This window comes from Paraburkholderia sp. (genome assembly GCF_047605525.1).
GTDB lineage: Bacteria > Pseudomonadota > Gammaproteobacteria > Burkholderiales > Burkholderiaceae > Paraburkholderia.
The window spans coordinates 330,413-348,398 of sequence record NZ_JASGFN010000005.1; the positions used below are offsets into that span (position 1 = coordinate 330,413).

Annotated in this window: 18 protein-coding genes; 9 read left to right on the plus strand and 9 right to left on the minus strand. The window is 66.5% G+C overall.

All coding sequences use genetic code 11. From position 1 onward, the window contains the following. Window positions 1-60 precede the first annotated feature (60 nt). Together trhA and QM685_RS10140 are read left to right on the plus strand one after the other, a co-directional pair. Window positions 61-681: a PAQR family membrane homeostasis protein TrhA gene (trhA, locus tag QM685_RS10135; RefSeq protein WP_415115304.1), complete on the plus strand. Its 621-nt coding sequence runs from the start codon at window positions 61-63 to the stop codon at window positions 679-681. A 225-nt stretch (window positions 682-906) separates the two neighbouring features. After that, complete coding sequence (locus QM685_RS10140; protein WP_415115306.1) at window positions 907-2,454, plus strand: DEAD/DEAH box helicase; 1,548 nt, start codon at window positions 907-909, stop codon at window positions 2,452-2,454. A 72-nt stretch (window positions 2,455-2,526) separates the two neighbouring features. Here the strand turns inward: QM685_RS10140 and QM685_RS10145 are convergent, their stop codons facing one another. From QM685_RS10145 to QM685_RS10160, 4 genes are all read right to left on the minus strand, one after another. Then, entirely contained in the window at window positions 2,527-3,069 is a 543-nt protein-coding gene (locus QM685_RS10145; RefSeq protein WP_415115308.1) for a hypothetical protein, read from the minus strand. 148 nt (window positions 3,070-3,217) lie between these two features. Beyond that, the gene (locus QM685_RS10150) at window positions 3,218-4,045 is read right to left on the minus strand and encodes a ferritin-like domain-containing protein (protein WP_415115310.1); all 828 of its coding nucleotides are present in this window, start codon (window positions 4,043-4,045) and stop codon (window positions 3,218-3,220) included. 382 nt (window positions 4,046-4,427) lie between these two features. Further along, a complete protein-coding gene (locus QM685_RS10155) occupies window positions 4,428-5,807 on the minus strand; it encodes an MFS transporter (RefSeq protein ID WP_415115312.1) in 1,380 nt (459 codons plus the stop codon). Window positions 5,808-5,997: 190 nt separating this feature from the next. After that, entirely contained in the window at window positions 5,998-7,635 is a 1,638-nt protein-coding gene (locus QM685_RS10160; RefSeq protein ID WP_415115314.1) for a gamma-glutamyltransferase family protein, read from the minus strand. Here QM685_RS10160 and QM685_RS10165 point away from each other — a divergent pair. From QM685_RS10165 to QM685_RS10180, 4 genes are all read left to right on the plus strand, one after another. Beyond that, entirely contained in the window at window positions 7,634-7,771 is a 138-nt protein-coding gene (locus tag QM685_RS10165) for a hypothetical protein (protein WP_415115316.1), read from the plus strand. The two genes, QM685_RS10160 and QM685_RS10165, sit on opposite strands and share 2 nt — an antisense overlap. 247 nt (window positions 7,772-8,018) lie before the next feature. Further along, window positions 8,019-8,798 (plus strand): DeoR/GlpR family DNA-binding transcription regulator, encoded by a 780-nt coding sequence (locus QM685_RS10170; protein WP_415115318.1) that lies wholly within the window; start codon window positions 8,019-8,021, stop codon window positions 8,796-8,798. Between the two features lie 340 nt (window positions 8,799-9,138). After that, window positions 9,139-9,336, plus strand: a complete 198-nt coding sequence (locus QM685_RS10175; RefSeq protein ID WP_415115320.1) for a hypothetical protein — start codon at window positions 9,139-9,141, stop codon at window positions 9,334-9,336. Window positions 9,337-9,452: 116 nt separating this feature from the next. After that, on the plus strand, window positions 9,453-10,097 hold the full coding sequence (locus QM685_RS10180; protein WP_415115322.1) for a TetR/AcrR family transcriptional regulator: 645 nt from the start codon (window positions 9,453-9,455) through the stop codon (window positions 10,095-10,097). A gap of 11 nt (window positions 10,098-10,108) precedes the next feature. Here QM685_RS10180 and QM685_RS10185 read toward each other — a convergent pair whose 3' ends face one another. Then, on the minus strand, window positions 10,109-10,483 hold the full coding sequence (locus QM685_RS10185; RefSeq protein WP_415115324.1) for a hypothetical protein: 375 nt from the start codon (window positions 10,481-10,483) through the stop codon (window positions 10,109-10,111). A 233-nt stretch (window positions 10,484-10,716) separates the two neighbouring features. Between QM685_RS10185 and glpD the strand changes: the two genes are divergently transcribed. From glpD to QM685_RS10200, 3 genes are all read left to right on the plus strand, one after another. Then, window positions 10,717-12,246, plus strand: a complete 1,530-nt coding sequence (gene glpD / locus QM685_RS10190; protein WP_415115326.1) for a glycerol-3-phosphate dehydrogenase — start codon at window positions 10,717-10,719, stop codon at window positions 12,244-12,246. Window positions 12,247-12,426: 180 nt separating this feature from the next. Beyond that, window positions 12,427-13,926: a glycerol kinase GlpK gene (gene glpK, locus QM685_RS10195; protein WP_415115328.1), complete on the plus strand. Its 1,500-nt coding sequence runs from the start codon at window positions 12,427-12,429 to the stop codon at window positions 13,924-13,926. 93 nt (window positions 13,927-14,019) lie between these two features. Beyond that, window positions 14,020-14,706: an HAD family hydrolase gene (locus tag QM685_RS10200; RefSeq protein ID WP_415115330.1), complete on the plus strand. Its 687-nt coding sequence runs from the start codon at window positions 14,020-14,022 to the stop codon at window positions 14,704-14,706. A gap of 47 nt (window positions 14,707-14,753) precedes the next feature. Here the strand turns inward: QM685_RS10200 and QM685_RS10205 are convergent, their stop codons facing one another. The 4 genes from QM685_RS10205 to QM685_RS10220 are packed head-to-tail and all read right to left on the minus strand — an operon-like array spanning window position 14,754 to window position 17,985. Next, window positions 14,754-16,226 (minus strand): FAD-dependent oxidoreductase, encoded by a 1,473-nt coding sequence (locus QM685_RS10205; RefSeq protein WP_415115332.1) that lies wholly within the window; start codon window positions 16,224-16,226, stop codon window positions 14,754-14,756. Then, the gene (locus QM685_RS10210; protein WP_415115334.1) at window positions 16,223-16,549 is read right to left on the minus strand and encodes a (2Fe-2S)-binding protein; all 327 of its coding nucleotides are present in this window, start codon (window positions 16,547-16,549) and stop codon (window positions 16,223-16,225) included. The genes QM685_RS10205 and QM685_RS10210 overlap by 4 nt, the downstream gene beginning before the upstream one ends. Beyond that, window positions 16,542-17,675, minus strand: coding sequence for an NAD(P)/FAD-dependent oxidoreductase (locus QM685_RS10215; RefSeq protein WP_415115336.1), 1,134 nt, complete (start codon window positions 17,673-17,675; stop codon window positions 16,542-16,544). The genes QM685_RS10210 and QM685_RS10215 overlap by 8 nt, the downstream gene beginning before the upstream one ends. Continuing rightward, entirely contained in the window at window positions 17,665-17,985 is a 321-nt protein-coding gene (locus QM685_RS10220) for an FmdB family zinc ribbon protein (RefSeq protein ID WP_415115338.1), read from the minus strand. The genes QM685_RS10215 and QM685_RS10220 overlap by 11 nt, the downstream gene beginning before the upstream one ends. Window position 17,986 lies beyond the last annotated feature (1 nt).

Consider the following 17,986-nt stretch of genomic DNA (forward strand, 5'->3'; position numbering starts at 1 on the left):
TCATGTGGGCCCGTTAGCGTTTGCGGTCCCCCTCGTGAGACCGCGCAGGAGGAAAGAGCCGTGCCCGTCGGTGAGCGTTTCAACAGCATGACCCATCTCGTCGGCGCCGTGCTGTCGGTGGCGGGGCTGGCGGCACTCGTGACGATGGGCGCGCTCGCCGGCGATGCATACAAGGTGGTCAGCTTCAGCGTGTACGGTGCGATGCTGTTCGTGCTGTATGCGATTTCGACGCTCTATCACAGTGTTAGCCATCCCCGCCTGAAGGCGATTCTGCAGAAATGCGATCATGCGGCGATCTACCTGCTGATCGCCGGCAGCTACACGCCGTTCACGCTCGTCACGTTGCGCGGACCGTGGGGCTGGTCGCTGTTTGGCGTAAGCTGGGGGCTCGCCGCCCTCGGCATCGTGCAGGAACTCACGCTCGGGCGACGCACCCGCAGCGTGTCGATGGTGCTGTATGTGCTGATGGGATGGCTCGCGCTCGTAGCCGTCCACCCGCTGCTGCATGCGTTACCGGCGGCGGGGACCGCCTGGCTCGTGGCCGGCGGCGTCATCTATAGCGCCGGCATCTACTTTTTCATCAACGACGAGCGCATCCGCCACGGGCATGGTATCTGGCACCTGTTCGTACTGGCGGGCAGTCTGTGTCAATTCGTCAGTGTCGCGCGCTATGTCGCGTGACATTCCACGGCGGCGAAATGCAACTTAAGGCCAGTCAACGTGTCTGCATAGCGCGTTGAAACATTCGGCACATGTCTGAACGTGCCGCCGATTTCTCCATGAACGGAACCGGGCTTCGGCCTCGAATGCGCCATGCGGGCGTGTCGATGCCGCTTCGGTTTTGCCGCGTGTGGGCCTGTTGGGCCCGTGCGCGCCGTTCGCGAAACTGCATTGCAAAGAGCTTTTATGTCTTTTGATTCCCTCGGCTTGTCCGAACCGCTGGTCCGTGCTGTACACGAACTCGGCTACACCACCCCCACTCCGATCCAGACCCAGGCGATCCCCGCCGTGCTCAACGGTGGCGATCTGCTCGCCGGCGCGCAAACCGGCACCGGCAAGACCGCCGGTTTCACGCTGCCGATCCTGCAGCGTCTGAATTCGATGCCGCCGGCCGCGGCCGGCAAACGCGTCGTGCGCGCGCTGATCCTCACGCCGACGCGCGAACTCGCCGCCCAGGTCGAAGAAAGCGTGCGCGCGTACGGCAAGTACCTGAAGCTGAAGTCGACCGTGATGTTCGGCGGCGTCGGCATCAATCCGCAGATCGGCGCGTTGAAGAACGGCGTCGATATCGTCGTCGCGACGCCGGGCCGTCTGCTCGATCACATGCAACAGAAGACCATCGACCTGTCGCGCCTCGAGATCCTCGTGCTCGACGAAGCGGACCGCATGCTCGACATGGGCTTCATCCACGACATCAAGCGCGTGCTCGCGAAGCTGCCGCCGAAGCGTCAGAACCTGCTGTTCTCGGCAACCTTCTCCGACGAGATCAAGGCGCTCGCCGACAGCCTGCTCGACTCGCCGGCGCTGATCGAAGTCGCGCGCCGCAATACGACGGCCGAAACGGTCGCGCAGAAGATTCACCCGGTGGATCGCGACCGCAAGCGCGAACTGCTCACGCATCTGATCCGCCAGCACAACTGGTTTCAGGTGCTGGTGTTCACGCGCACCAAGCACGGCGCGAACCGTCTCGCCGAGCAATTGACGAAGGACGGCATCAGCGCGCTCGCGATTCACGGCAACAAGAGCCAGTCGGCGCGCACGCGCGCGCTCGCCGAATTCAAGGACGGCACGTTGCAGGTGCTGGTCGCGACCGACATCGCGGCGCGCGGCATCGATATCGATCAACTGCCGCACGTGGTCAACTTCGATCTGCCGAACGTGCCGGAAGACTATGTGCACCGTATCGGCCGCACGGGCCGCGCGGGCGCGACCGGCGAGGCCGTGTCGCTCGTGTGCGTCGACGAACTGCAGTTGCTGAAGGACATCGAGAAGCTGATCAAGCGTCCGGTCCCGCAGGAAGTGATTGCCGGTTTCGAGCCGGATCCGGGCGCGAAGCCGGAGCCGATCCAGCGACGCAGCCAGGGTGGCGGCGGGCGTTCGCCGCGCCAGGGGCAAGGCGCGGGACGGCGAGATGGAGCGGCTGCGGGTGCCGCCGCGGCGAAGCCGGCGCAAGGCGCGGGGCAACGCGCGGCGCAGGGTTCTGGAAACGGCACGGGACAAGGCGCGAAGCCGGCTGGCAACGGCGGGCAGCCGCGCCGCGACGGGCAACGTCACGACGATCGTCCGCGCGCCGCGACGCATGACGGCGGCGCCGCGCATCACGCGCCGCGCAAGCCGCAGGGCAACCGCTCGCACAACGGCAATCCGGGCGCGCTGCTCGGCGGCGGCGTGAAGGCGCGCAACGATGCACCGCGTGGACCGCAGCCGTCGCGCAACGGCGAACGCGGCCGCTAAGCGTCGCTCCCGGCCTCGCGCTGTTCGAGGTCGCCGCTTCGCCGCCCGTCGGTTCTGTCCTGCTCCGAAGGACTAACGGCCGGGCGCGGCGGCGGCCCGCTTCAAATGCTCGACCTGCCGTTCCCACCGGTCGAGCACCGCACTCCCCTCTTCTTGCAGTTCGAACGTGATGCCGCCTGTCAGGCGCGCATAACGCACGCTCTGCGCTTCTCCTGCGTCGATCGAGCCGATCAGACAGACGAGACCGCTGTCGTCGCCAGCCACGGGCGGCAACGGCGCGGCGCGCAACTGCACCTGATAGAACGCCGCATCGCAAACGAAGCTCAACGCGGCGCGACCGCTTTGCGCGATCGCGCGCGTCGCCCGCGCCCGCGGCCATAACGCGATGCACAGCGTGCGCGAATCGGGCGCATAGAGCTCACCGATGCCGAGCAGCGACGTGCGCACGTGGCCGTTCGTATCGACGGTGAGTAGCGACGCGGTGAAGCCCACCTTGTCCGCGAGCGACGAACCGTCGAACAACGCCCGCACGTTGTCTGGCCATTCGTCGAACACGTTCTGTTCGAGCGGACGCGCCGGGGGCGAAACAGGTAAGGAGTCGGAGGAATCGCTCATGCGCTCGGTCCGGTTGAAGTAGACAACAAAGCAGGCAACGCGCAATCATGCCTCGAAAGAAGCAAGGCCCGCATCGGCGGGCCTTGCTTTGTCGCATCGTCGTGCGCGCGCATGAAGGATCGGTCACGAAGCCGGCAGCGGTTCCGCTTCAGCGGAAGAACACATGCTGCGTGATCTTCGCGAGCGGATAATGCACGCCCGGCTGAATCCGCGCCGGCAGATCGAGCGGCTTGAGCAGCATCTTCACGCACATGTCGGCGGACAGATTGCGCCGCACCAGCGTATTGATACGCGCCGCGCGCTCGCGGTTATAGGCGGAATCGTGCACGCGCTCCGGATAGCGGATCGCGAACACATGCCGCAGTGCGATCTCCGAATCCTCGTTCTTGATCTCCATCACGCGCCGCATCAGCGCGCCGAGCACCGCGAGCCGGCCATTGCCCTCGATCCTGTTGTACTTCTTGAAGTACTTGAAAAAGTGCTTGTAGTGACGGACTTCGTCGGTGCGGATGTTGTCGGTGATTTCCTTGAGCACCGGCTCGTCCGAACATTCGCCAATCGCGCGATAAAGCGTCGCCGTGCCGGTTTCGACCACGCAGCGCGCGACCATTTCGAGCGCGCGGGTCTTTTCGAAGTCCTCGACCGAGCAGGTCAGCGAATACTCGTCCATAAAATTGCGAAACGCGGTGTCCCAGTCGAATTCGGGCCACACATAGGCGATATAGGTCTTCAGCGCCCGGCCATGCTGCATTTCCTCGGGCTCCCACTCGTTGTTGAGCCAGGCCGAGACTTCGGGGTCGCCGTTGAAAAACGTACTCAGATTGCTGGTGTAGAGATCGGTACCGCTTTCGATAAACGAAGCCGCGCACAGCAACAGCAGCAGGTCTTCGTTCGCGGCGGCCTTCTGCCGGTCAATGCGGGTGAGGTCAATGTCCTCGATCCGCCAGGGCATGACGTGGTTCAGCTCTGTATGCATCGTGTCTTGCTCCAATGCTGTACCGGCCGGTGGAGCCTGCTCGTAACCGCCCCCGCGCTCCCGCCCGCCGGGATGTTTCTCCGTGCCGGATACAACGCCGTGAATTAGAGTTGGGATCTTGTACTTTGCATGTTAGCCGGAGTTATCCGGTCATGCAGATCACTCAGCACAGACCGTGCCGAAGCGCCGCAGTTCCAGTTCAAAGATAGTCGATATCTTTCAGGGGATTAAAGCGGCGTGCGAGCGGCGAAAAAAAACCAGCTCGAAGAGCTGGTTTTCAGTGTGGGCGCGAAGCCCGCGGAAGTCCATCGCAGTCCGCCGAAGCAGGCCTGGCGCGCCTCGCGGGACCGCCGCGGCAGCCACGGACGCCGCGGCGCGGCGCTCAGGCGGGCTGCTGCACGCCGCCGTGCGCGACACGCACGCGGCGCATGCGCACCGCGACGATGACCAGCGATACGCCCGACAGCACCGCCGCGAGCAGCACGTAATAACTTGGCGCGAGTTTGTCGCCGGTCAAATGGATGAAGGTTTCGACGATGGTCGGCGCAAAGCCGCCGAACAGCGTCACGCCGATGCTGTAGCCGATCGAAAGACCGGTCGAGCGCACCTGGGTCGGGAAGATCTCCGACATCAGCGCGGGCATCGGCCCCGAGTAAGCCGCCTTGAAGAGGCCGGCGACGCCTTGCAGCACCAGCAGCCAGCCGATCGTCGGATGCGTTTGCAGCCACGCGAACATCGGATAGATCAGCACGCCCATCAGGATCGACGTGGTCAGCATGATGCGAATGCGGCCGATACGATCGGACAGCGCGCCCATGATCGGCGAGAAGACGAACTGCATGCCGCCGTTGAGCACCACCACGCCGAACGACGCGGCCGCGGCCATATGCAACTGCTTGACCGCGTAAAGCGGCATGTAGAGCTGCAGCACGTACACCCCGACCGTCGACTGCGCGACGATACCGATCGCGAGCAGCAGGTTGACCCATTGATTCGAGAACGACGCATCCTTCGATTCGTCCACGGCCTTGCGCTCGCCGGCCGCCTCGCGAGCGGCGCGCTCTTCGCGCACCGCGAGGAACTCCGGCGTTTCGTCGAGATGCGAGCGGATGTAATAGCCCACCGGACCGACCAGCAGGCCGAACACGAACGGCACGCGCCAGCCCCAGCTATTCAGATGTTCGGCCGGCAGCCAGGCGGTCAGCAGCGAACCGAAGGCCGCCGCGGTGATCGCCGCGAGCCCCTGGCTCGCGAACTGCCAGCTCGCGTAATAGCCGCGCCGCGACGCGCTGTGCTCGACCATGAACGCGGTCGCGCTGCCGAACTCGCCGCCCACTGCGAAGCCTTGCACGAGCCGCGCGAGCAGCACCAGCAGCGGCGCCGCGAGACCAATCGACGAAAACGGCGGCATCACCGCCATCGTGAAGGTGCCGATCATCATCAGCGCGATCGCGAGCGTGAGCGCCGCCTTGCGGCCCTTGCGGTCGCCGTACACGCCGAGCACGATCGCGCCGAGCGGGCGCATCAGGAACGAGATGCCGAAGGTGGCGATCGCGAGCAGCGTCGACAGCCACTCGTCCTGCATCGGGAAGAACTGTTTCGCGATGATCGTCGCAAAGTACCCGTAGACCAGGAAGTCGAACCACTCGAGCGCGTTACCGACCGACGACGAAAAAACGATCCGCCGCACCATCGCTTTGGAAAGCGGCGCGGGCGGCGCATGAGGGGAAGCGGTCGCGGAAGTCGACGCGGGGGTTTGCATGAAGGTCTCCTGCCTGTCCGATGCGTGATACGTGGTGATACGTGGTGGTACGTGGTGGTACGTGGTGGTACGTGGTCGCCGTTATTCGTGAAGCACCGCCCGCCCGTGATGCGCACAGGACGGCGCCGGCGGCCCGCGAGGCGCCGCGCGTCACGTTGGGATGAGTCCGGGTCTGGCTTCGGGCCGCCGCTCAGAAACCGGCGGCGAGGCCGTCGCGGCGGCTGTCGCTGGCCGCGACATAACCGCGCTCCGGCTCGTTGCGATCGAGCTTCCAGATGAACTGGCCGGAGCCGAAGTCCATGTACGGATCGTCGACCGACTTGATCGTGTGGCCGAGCTTTTGCAGTGCGTCGGCGGTATTCGGATCGAGCGTCGCTTCGATGTCGATCGTGAAGTCGCGGTTGACCTTCCAGCGCGGCGCGTCGCACGCGGCCTGCGGCTGCTGGCCGTAATCGAGCATGCGCACCACCGTTTGCAGATGGCCTTGCGGCTGCATGTCGCCGCCCATCACGCCGAAGCTCATCACCGCTTCCTGCCGGCCGTTCACCTGCTGCGTGAGGAACGCCGGGATGATCGTGTGGAACGGCCGCTTGCCGCCTGCCACGACGTTCGGCGAGCCCGGATCCATCGAGAAGCCGCAGCCGCGGTTCTGCAGCGCGATGCCGCTGTCCGGCACCACGACGCCGGAGCCGAAGCCCATGTAGTTCGACTGGATGAAGCTCACCATCATGCCGTTCTCGTCGGCCGTCGACATGTAGATCGTGCCGCCCGCCTTCGGCATGCCGAAGTCGAAATGCGTCGCGCGCTTCGGATCGATCAGCTTCGCGCGCGAGCTGAGGTACGCGTCGTCGAGCATCTGCTCGGGCGTGACTTCCATCGAACGCGGATCGGCGACGTAGCGGTAGACGTCGGCGAATGCGAGCTTCATCGCTTCGATCTGCAGATGCTGCGACTCGACGCTGTCGATCTTCAGCGACTTCACGTCGAATTTCTCGAGGATGCCCAGCGCGATCAGCGCCGCGATGCCCTGGCCGTTCGGCGGAATCTCGTGCACGGTATAGCCGCGATAGTCCTTGCCGATCGGCTCGACCCAGTCCGGGCGGTAGTTGCGCAGGTCTTCGGCGCTCAGCGCGGCGCCCCCTTCACGCGCGAACGCGGCGATCCGCCCGGCGATCTCGCCTTCGTAATAGGCGCGCGGGCCTTGCTCGGCGAGCTGGCGCAGCGTCTTCGCATGGCCGGGGAAACGCACCAGCTCGCTCACTTCCGGCGCGCGGCCGCGCGGCATGAAGGTCTGCGCGAAGCCCGGCTGGTCCTTCAGTTCGGGGATCGCGTTCGCCCACTTGTACGCGACGATGCTCGCGACCGCGTGACCGCGCTCGGCGATCTCGATGGCGGGCTCCATCAGGTCGGCGAACGGCAGCTTGCCGAACTTCTGATGCAGCGCTTCCCAGCCGGCGATCACGCCCGGCACCGTCACCGCGTCCCAGCCGCGCTTGGGCTGCACCGCGAGACCGTTTTCCTCGCCGTATTTGCGCTTGAAATAATCGACGTTCCATGCGGCCGGCGCCGCGCCCGACGCGTTCAGCCCATGCAACTTCTTGCCGTCCCACACGAGCGCGAACGCATCGCCGCCGAGCCCGCACGACACCGGCTCGACGACCGTGATCGCGGCGGCCGCCGCGATCGCCGCGTCGACGGCGTTGCCGCCCTTCCACAGCATGCGCAGACCGGCCTGCGCGGCGAGCGGATGCGAGGTCGAAACGAGGTTGCGTGCGAATACGGGCAGACGTTGTGTCGGATAGGGGTTTTGCCAGTTGAAGCCAGTCATGTCGAACACTCTCGAAAGCGCGGCCCGGCGGGAAAAAGTCGCCGGACATCATGGGAAAGGTTGTAAAGCAGGTAAAACGCGGAACCCCGGATTGCAGCGCGAACCCGGCCAAAAAACAAATTCATTTATCAAATGAATAAATGCGTAATCCACCTGAATGGGGGTTCGAAGCTTCGACGGCCGTCCGTGCGGATTGCACGAGTTGGCGGACAAGGGGCCCGATGGTCTTACAATAGCCGCAACTCCTTCGAGCGAAGCCGGAGCCTGCATAATTTTTTGTCCGACTCGCCGCCTGATTTGCGCGGACCTTCCCGCCCCGCGCGGCGACCGCGCCCCGACCGCGCAACGGATCGCGCCGACACAACATCCACGACACGAGACCCATGACACGAGACCCCCGCCTGACTCTCAACGCCCGGCAACAGGAACTGCTGGAGTGGGTGCAACGCGACGGCTTCGTGACCGTGGACGATCTCGCGAGCCACTTCGACGTAACGCCGCAGACGATCCGCCGCGACGTCAACTGGCTCGCCGACATGAACCTGCTGCGCCGCTACCACGGCGGCGCGAGCCTGCCGACCAGCTCCGAGAACGTTTCCTACACCGCGCGCCAGCGCATGTTCCACGAAGAGAAGCGGCGCATCGCGGCGTTAGTGGCCACTCACATTCCCGATCAGGCGTCGCTCTTCATCAACCTCGGCACGACCACCGAGGAAGTCGCCCGCGCGCTGAACCGGCACCGCGGACTGCGCGTGATCACGAACAATCTGAACGTCGCGAGCATGATGAGCGGCTACCCGGATTGCGAGGTGCTCGTGACGGGCGGCATCGTGCGGCCGTGGGACAAGGGAATCGTCGGCGAACTCGCGATCGACTTCATCCGCCAGTTCAAGGTCGATTTCGCGATCATCGGCACGTCGAGCATCGAAACCGACGGCACGCTGCGCGATTTCGACACCCGCGAAGTGCGCGTGGCCGAGGCGATCATCGCGCACGCGCGCACCGTGTTTCTCGCCGCCGACCACTCCAAATTCGGCCGCCCCGCGCTGGTTCGCCAGGGGCATCTCGAACAGATCGACGCGCTCTTCACCGACGCGGCCCCGCCGGCGGACATGGCCGACACGCTGACCGCCGCCAACTGCCAGATCTACGTCGCCGCGTAGTTCGGCGGATATTCGCTGGATATTCGCGGCGGGCGCCAGACGTTCTCCGCCATGCTGCGGCGCACGCGAAACTTCAAGTGAAATCAAGGATCTGTCCGCTGCGCCGGACCGCCGCTCAGGCGCCCAATTGTCAAAGGGAAAATTTACAGGGTCCAGGTTGGTGTTTCATTGGGGCTCGCCTACACTCCAGTTCCCCGACGTGCGTCGCGCGTTTGCGCGGCGCCCGGTTGTATGAATCTGTCGAGTAAGCCGTACTTCCCGCCTGATCCGTTAGCGGACCCAACCCGGCCTGGCCGGTTGCCTGCAAGGCCGTCCGCGATTGCCTGACATGGAGAGAACGATGCTGAGTCCGCATGAATTCGCCACGTTGTTGCTCGTCAAGGACGCCCCCCACCAGGTCGACATGGACCGCGAAGAACTCGATGCATTGCTCGAACGCCAATTGGTGCAGCTCGAACGCCTCGCATCGGGCAATGAACGGTGGCGCGTGACGGAAACCGGCGACGACGCGTTGCGGGCCATCAAGCGTTTCTCATAGGGTTTCTTTCAGCGCTTCCATTCAATTCACCTGACAAAGGGCCGGCTTCGCGGCCCTTTGTTGTGCATAAATCATTTACACAGTAAATTCACGCGACGGATTTCCCGCTCGCGCGCATGCCCAAGACGCTCTCTCCCGAAGACATCCAGCAGTTTCGCGAAGCCATGCGGCGCGTGGCCGAAAACGCGTTCGCGACACGCGGCGCGCAAGGCGTGACGATGCGCGAACTGGCGAAGGAGCTCGGCTGCAGCGCGATGACGCCCTACCGCTATTTCCGCGACAAGGACGAGATCCTCGCGATGGTCCGCGCCGCCGCGTTCAACCGCTTCGCCGCGCGCCTCGAAGCGGCCGCGCAAAGCATCCCCGCTGACGCGCCCGCCGCGGATCACGCCGTGGTGAGTCAGGCCTACGTCGCGTTCGCGCTCGATGAACCGCACGCGTACCGTTTGATGTTCGATCAGATACCGCAGCGCGGCGCTCACCCGGAACTGGCCGCGGCGTCACAGCGCGCGTGGCGCCTGCTCGGCGCGCACTTCGAGCGACTGGTCGCGGCGGGTGTGCTCGAAGGCGACGCGCAACTGATCGGTTACGCGTACTGGACCAGCCTGCACGGCTTCACGATGCTCGCGCTGGCGAACCAGTTGCCGCCGCCGGCACGGCCGGACGACGCTCCGGAAGACTCGCGCGAGCTATCGCGCGAAGCCGTGTTCGCGCAGCTTCTGCGCATGCTATGGCGGGGAGCATTGCCGCAACGCGGATGAGTGCGCGCCGCTCAACCGCTGCGCAAGGTCGGATCGACCCTCGAGCGCCAGCTGATCGCTTGCGCGCGCTGCTCGGCAAAGAATTCGACCCACTGATTGCGCATTTTCGGATCGCTGCTGGTCGCCTCGCTTGCGTGGCGTTGCGCGATCGACGCCTGGAACGCGCAGAAATCCTCCTTCGACAGCCGGCCGCGCCGGTTCGCCACATAGGCGTCGAAAAAGGTCGCGTAGACGGACTGCGCGTCGTTGCCGTAGTCGACCGTCTGCGGCGAGCACATCTGCTGCAACGCGTCGAACGACGGCGCTCCCCTCGTTCCCTCCAGGCTCGGCGAGCTCACGCATCCGGCCAGAACCGCCGCGGCGCCGATCATTAAAAGTCCACGCATTCATCACCTCGAAATGGCTGCTGCCGAGAGTATCGTCCGTGGCCGCGCGTTGCGCCACTCCCCAGGATCTGGCACGGACGAATTGAACTTTACTTTTTCGAATATGTTCATTAAAGTTCGAAAACGAACATCATTCGTTCGATTGGCTTTCCCGCGCTCCCCAACGTCCAGTGTTCGGCGGGCCCGGTTTGCCCATTCGCTTCCCTTCAGATTCGACGCAGAGGACCCAGCAGGTGACGCAAGGCTCGAAATACGATTTGCTCGTCGTAGGCGGCGGGATCAACGGCGCCGGCATCGCGCGCGACGCAGCCGGCCGCGGCCTGTCGGTGCTGCTGTGCGAGCAGGACGATTTGGCCGCGCATACGTCGTCGGCAAGTACCAAGCTGATTCACGGCGGCCTGCGCTATCTCGAATACAAGGAATTCGGGCTCGTGCGCAAAGCGCTGCAAGAACGCGAAACGCTGCTGCGCGCCGCGCCGCATATCATGTGGCCGCTGCGCTTCGTGATGCCGCACATGCCCGATCTGCGCCCCGCCTGGCTGATCCGCGCGGGCCTGTTCCTCTACGATCATCTGGCCAGACGCGAGCTGCTGCCCGGTTCGCGCGGCATCGTGATGAAAAAGCATCCGGCCGGCGCGCCGCTCGTCGATTCGATCAAGCGCGGCTTCGTTTATTCGGACGGCTGGGTCAACGACGCGCGCCTCGTCGTGCTGAACGCGCTCGACGCGCACGAGCGCGGCGCGACGATCCTCACGCGCACGAAGCTCGTCAGCGCGGAGCGCGTGGACGGCGAATGGCGCGCGCAACTGCGGCGCGCGGACGGCTCGACGCTCGACGTGCGCGCCGCGGCCATCGCGAACGCGGCGGGCCCGTGGGTCGGCGAACTGCTGAAAGGCGCGCTGGGCCGGCCGGCGTCGCACAGCGTGCGGCTCGTCAAGGGCAGTCACATCGTCACGCGGCGCCTGTTCGAGCACGACCATGCGTACATCTTCCAGAACCCGGACAAGCGGATCATCTTCGCGATCCCGTACGAGCACGACTACACGCTGATCGGCACGACCGACCTCGAATATCGGGGCGACCCGTCGCAGGTCGCGATCGACGCGAACGAAACGCAGTACCTGTGCGATTCGATCAACCGCTACTTCAAGCAGAAGATCTCGCCCGCCGACGTGCGCTGGACTTACTCGGGCGTGCGTCCGCTGCTCGAGGACGAGAACGCGGACAACCCGTCGGCGGTCACGCGCGACTACTCGCTCGAACTCGACGCGCCGGCGGGCGAAGCGCCGCTGCTGTCGGTGTTCGGCGGCAAGATCACGACGTTTCGCAAGCTCGCCGAGCAGGCGGTCGACACGCTCACCGAGGCGCTGCGGCACAGCGCGCCCGCGTGGACCGTGAGCGCGCCGCTGCCGGGCGGCGACATCGCGCAGGCGAACTTCGAGCGCTTCCTCGGCGAATTCCGCCAGCAGCATGCGTGGCTGCCGGCATCGCTCGCGCATCGGCTTGCCCGCGCGTACGGCACGCGCGCGAACCGCGTGATCGGCAATGCGCGCGCGCTCGCGGATCTCGGCCCGGCGTTCGCGCCGGGTCTTTACGAAGCCGAGCTGAGCTATCTGCGCGATACCGAATGGGCGCGCTGCGCGCAGGACGTGCTGTGGCGGCGCTCGAAGCTCGGGCTGCACGTCGAGCCGGGCACGCTCGAGCGGGTCACGCGCGACATCGACGCATGGTTCGCCCGCGAACCGGCGCGGCAAAGCGCGTAGCGCAGGCGGCCCGTATAGCGGGAACGCGCACGGGCCGAGGCGAAGCGCCTGGCGCCGCCCCGTCTTCGGCTGGACGAGGCCGGCACGCGCCATCACACTATGGCAGCCCGCTCACAACAACACGCCGCTCCGATCGCCGGCCCGCGGCCTGGCGATCCGCAACATCATGGAGAAGAGACAATGCAGGATCAGTACGTCCTCGCGCTCGACCAGGGCACCACCAGCTCGCGCGCAATGCTGTTCGACCGGCGCGGCAACGTCGTGTCGACCGCGCAGAAGGAATTCCAGCAGATCTACCCGCATCCGGGCTGGGTCGAGCACGACCCGCAGGAAATCTGGTCGACCCAGGCCGGCGTCGCCGCCGAAGCCGTCACACGCGCCGGCATCAATGGCACGTCGATCGCCGCGATCGGCATCACGAACCAGCGCGAAACCACGATCGTGTGGGATCGCGAAACCGGCCACCCGGTCTACAACGCGATCGTCTGGCAGGACCGCCGCACCGCCGACTTCTGCGACGAACTGAAGGCGCAGGGGCTCGAAGCCGCGGTGCGCGCGAAAACCGGCCTGCCGATCGATTCCTACTTCTCGGGCACCAAGATCCGCTGGATTCTCGACAACGTCGAAGGCGCGCGCGAAAAAGCACGTCAGGGCCGGCTCGCGTTCGGCACCGTCGATAGCTGGCTCATGTGGAATTTCACCAAGGGCGCGCTGCACATCACCGACGTGACCAACGCGTCGCGCACGATGCTCTTCAACATCCACACGCTGGAATGGGACGACGAACTGCTCGCCGCGCTCGACATCCCGCGCGGCATGCTGCCGGAGGTGCGGCCGTCGTCGGAGGTGTACGGGCCGACCGTGACCACCGTGTTCGCGTCGAAGATTCCGCTCGCGGGCATCGCCGGCGATCAGCATGCCGCCCTGTTCGGCCAGATGTGCACCGAATCGGGCATGGTGAAGAACACCTACGGCACCGGCTGTTTTCTCGTGATGAATACCGGCGACAAGCCGATCGAATCGCGGAACAATCTGGTCACGACGATCGCCTGGCAGATCGGCGACAGAATCGACTACGCGCTCGAAGGCAGCATCTTCATCGGCGGCGCGGTCGTGCAGTGGCTGCGCGACGGCCTCGGCATCATCAAGAACGCGGCGGAGATCGAAACCCTCGCGCGCGGCGTGCCGCATTGCGACGGCGTGTACCTCGTGCCCGCGTTCGCCGGGCTCGGCGCACCGCACTGGAACGCGCATGCGCGCGGCACGCTGTTCGGGCTCACGCGCGGCACGAGCTCCGCGCATATCGCGCGCGCCGCGCTCGATTCGATCGCGTATCAATCGCTCGACGTGCTGAAGGCGATGGAAGCCGACTCGGGCATCCGCATCGGCGAATTGCGGGTGGACGGCGGCGCCTGCGCGAACGATCTGCTGATGCAGTTCCAGGCCGACATTCTCGGCGTCGACGCGGTGCGCCCGAAGGTGTCGGAGACGACCGCGCTCGGCGCAGCCTATCTCGCCGGTCTCGCGGTCGGCTACTGGAAGGACATCGACGAACTGCAAAGCCAGTGGAAGCTCGAACACCGCTTCACGCCGGCGCTGCCGCACGCGGAGGTCAAGGCTTGCCTCGACGGGTGGCAGCGCGCGATCCGGGCGGCGAAGGCGTGGGCGGATATGCCGTGAAAATGCACGCGCGAGGCGTGAGGATCCGCGCCGGAAAGCACGTATCATGACGCTTTCCATCCCGGCGCGCGTCCCGCTTACCGTTTTTCAGGCATGATCGACCACCTCATCTGTGACTGCGACGGCGTGCTCGTCGACAGCGAAGTCATCGCCGATCGCGTGATGTTCGACACGCTGACGGCCACCTTCCCCGGCCTCGATTTCGCCCCCGTCATCAAAACCGCGTTCGGCCAGCAAACCTCGCGCTTTCTCGCCGGCGTCGAGCAGCAGTTCGACATCACGCTGCCAGCCGACTTCCTCGACACGATCGAACACAACGTCGAACTCGAGCTCGCCGCGTCGCTGAGTGCGATCAACGGCGTGCGCGACGCGCTGCAACGCGTGACCCTGCCCGCCGCGGTCGTGTCGAACAGCCGCATGACGCGCGTCGCCGCATCGGTGCGGCGCGCCGGCTTGCAGCAGATTTTCGGCGAGCGGATTTTCAGCGCCGAGCAGGTCGCGCGGCCGAAGCCCTATCCCGATGTCTATCTGTTCGCGGCAAGGACGCTCGGCGTCGAGCCGTCGCGCTGCCTCGTCGTCGAGGACAGCGTCGCGGGACTGAACGCGGCGCGCGCGGCGGGCATGAAGACGATCGCATTCGTCGGCGCGAGCCATATTCCGGACGGCTATGCGGACGCGCTGCGGCGGATGGGCATGACGCGCATCATGAAGCACATGGATGAATTGCCCGGCCTCGTCGAGGCGGCCGGGCGCGGCGAATTCGGCGACGTGCAGTCGTAGCGGCTTTTTCTCGCGCCCGCCGCCGTTCGTCGTTCACCCTTCGTCGTTCATGTCGAGGCGTCCTGTGCCGCCGTGCTATCGACCGCCTTCATGCGCGTGACGGCGAACTGCGACGCCTCGGTCTGCGGCATGGCCGCGAGTTCCCGCAGCGTGACCGGCTTGATCGGAAAACGTAGCCGGTAGTAGCCGGTTTCATCCGGCGTGAGTCCGCGCCGCCGGGCCACGATCTCCGTCACCGTCAGCCCGCATAGCCTGCCCTGGCACGGTCCCATGCCACAGCGCAGGAAGCTCTTCATCTGGTTCGGACCGGTGGCGCCATGGTCTGTCATGTCCGCCACCTGCGCGGCGGTGATCTCTTCGCAACGGCAGACGATGGTGTCGCCGTCGGGGATGCAGGTCGCGTCGGCAGGCCGATAGCGGGCATCGAGAAACGCGCGCCCGCGCAGCCAGCGGCGCAGCGCCGCGCGTAACGGCGCGGCCGCCGCGTCGCGGTGCGCGACGGATCCGACGCCCAGCCGTGACAACACGTCCAGCGCCACGATCTCGCCTTCCAGCTCGGCGACCCGCGCGCCGCGAATCGCCGCGCCGTCGCCCGCGATGCTGATCCCGTCGACGGTCGTGGCGCCCCATGCGTCGCGCGTGACGGTGAAGCAACGCTGCCGCGCATTCCACTCGTGCGCGCAGCCGAGCGCGCGCGTCAGGTTGATGCCCGGCACCACGCCTTGATGCAGCAGTACGGTATCCGCTTCGACATGCTTATTGCGCCCGTTGCACCGGTATGCGACACCCGTTGCCGCCGTATCGCCGGTGATGCGCAGCGCGGTGACGCCGGTGTCGAACGGCGCGGCGCGGCGCGCGCGCTGCCAGATGGCGAGGCCCTTCGCCAGATACGGAGAGCGGACGAAATCCCAGGCGCTCGCCAACCCGCCTTCCGCGGGCGTCGCGCGGACGATCTCCAGCACGCGCTCGATCCGGGCGCCCGCGGCGGCCAGTTGGGCAACCAGCAGGTACAGCAACGGCCCGGTGCCGGCGATCACGGTCTTTCCGCCAGTGACGAGGCCGGCGGTCTTCAGCAGGATTTGCGCGGCGCCCGCCGTCATGACGCCGGGCAGGGTCCAGCCGGGAATCGGGAAAGGCCGCTCCTGCGCGCCGGTGGCCACGATCACGTGCCGCGCGCGAGCGACGCGTGAGCGTCCCGCGCTGCTCAAGCCGATTTCCCAATGCGCGGATGGCTCCGCGCCGTCGCGCATCACCGACCATGCCGTCGTGCACGGCCGATAGTCGACGCCCGATCCGCGTAACCGCTCGACCAGGGTTTCGCCGTGCCAGTAGTCGGCGCCCAGCACCGCGCGATCGGCGATCGCGGGCGCGGTGATGCCGCGGTAGATCTGCCCGCCCGGCCCCGGCTGCTCATCCACCAGCAGTGTCGCGAGGCCCGCTTGCGCGCAGCGCGCAGCCGCGCTCATGCCCGCGGGCCCGGCACCGATGACGATCACGTCGAAATCGTCCCCCGCGCTCACGGCTCGCCCCCTTCGCCGTGCCGCGCCGCGCCGGTCCACGGGCCCGGACGCGCCTGCGTGCCGACCACCATGCCGGCCGCCACCGGAATCATGCAGGATTGCTGGTTGGCCGCGCCGTCGATCGTGACGAGGCAATCGAAGCACACGCCCATCATGCAATACGGTCCGCGTGGACGGCCGCCCGCCGGCGTCGAGCGCACGATTCGCACGCCGTTGGCCAGCAACGCGGCCGCGACGCTATCGCCGGGGCGCGCGAGCATCGCCACGCCATCGAAGTAAAACGTGACGCCGGCAGGCGGCAAGACCTTCGCGCGTTCAAACATTGAATCGATCCATGGAAAAAGGCGCCAGCGCGCCGGGCAGCTTGCCCGCGAGGATGGACGGCGCCAGCAGCAACGCATGGGCCGCCGCGAGCGTGACGCCGGAGTGGCAGGTCGCGGCGAAAGCGCCGGGCAGCGTCGAAGATTGCGCGTATACGGGAAAGCCGTCCGGGCTCATCACGCGCAGCGCGGCCCACGTCCGCACCACGCGGGCGGATTCGAGCGCCGGAAAGATGCGCGTGGCGCGCTCGGCGAGCGTCGCCAGCACCGGCAGGCCGACGCGGTCGTCGAAACCCGCTTCTTCCAGCGAATCGCCGATCAATACGGTGCCCTCGTCGGTCTGGCGCAGCGTGACGATCGGATACGACATGAAGCGCGGCATGCGCTCCATGACGAGGATCTGCCCGCGCTGCGGACGGACCGGCACGTTCATGCCCAGCGCCGGCGCCAGTTGCGCATTGGCGAGGCCCGCCGCCAGCACGACCCGCGACGTGCGCACCGCGCCGCCCGGCGTCTGCACGGCGAAGCCGTCGGCGCATGGGTCGACGCGGGACACCGGCGCCATCGGCCGATAAGCGGCCTGATACGCCTGGGCGCCCAGCAGCAACGCGCGAAACAGCCGCAGCGGATTCACGTGGCCGTCCAGCCGCGTGTACACGCCGCCCACGACGTCCGGGCCGAGGCCCGGCAACGCCGCGCGCAGATCGGCCGGATCGCAGACCTGATAGTCGTAGCGCTCCACATCCTGCTGCGCCATCAACGCCGCCATGCTGTCGAGCTTCGCCTGCATCTCGGCATGGGACAGGCAGACCTGGAAGCCGCCGGGCTGCTCCAGCATCACGTCGATGTCCGTGTCCTCGCGCAACAGGCGCGCGAGGCGCGGCCATTCGCGCGCGGAACCCTGGGTCCAGTTGCTGTAGGCGCCCTTTCCCACACCCTTGCCTTGCACCCACACGAGGCCGAAATTGCCGCGCGACGCGCGATATGCGACGTCGCCCTCGTCGAGGATGACCACGCGCGCGCCGGCGCGGCTCATCCCATACGCGATCGCGAGGCCGACGAGGCCGCCGCCGATGATCGCGGCGTCATAGTCGCCATTCGCAACCGTGCGGTGAGGATCAGTCGACATCGTCGCCCGCTCCCGCGCCGGCGGCGATGGCTTGCGTCAGCGAAACGGACCGGCAACACGCGCAGCCGGAAGCATGCTGGCGCACCGTCCCGGTGTCCGTGCGCGCCGCGGCATGCGGCGACGACGTGAGCGCGCCGTCGCCGTCGTAGCGGCGCTGACGCTCGCTCGGCCCGAGCCACGCGGGACGACTCACCGTGCGCGGCGCTGGCTTCCCACACGCCGGGCACGGCGCGGGTTCGGCATAGTCGGCCAGCCTGCGCAGCGCGGCAAAGCGTCCGCAGTCGGCGCATTGATATTCGTAGATCGGCATC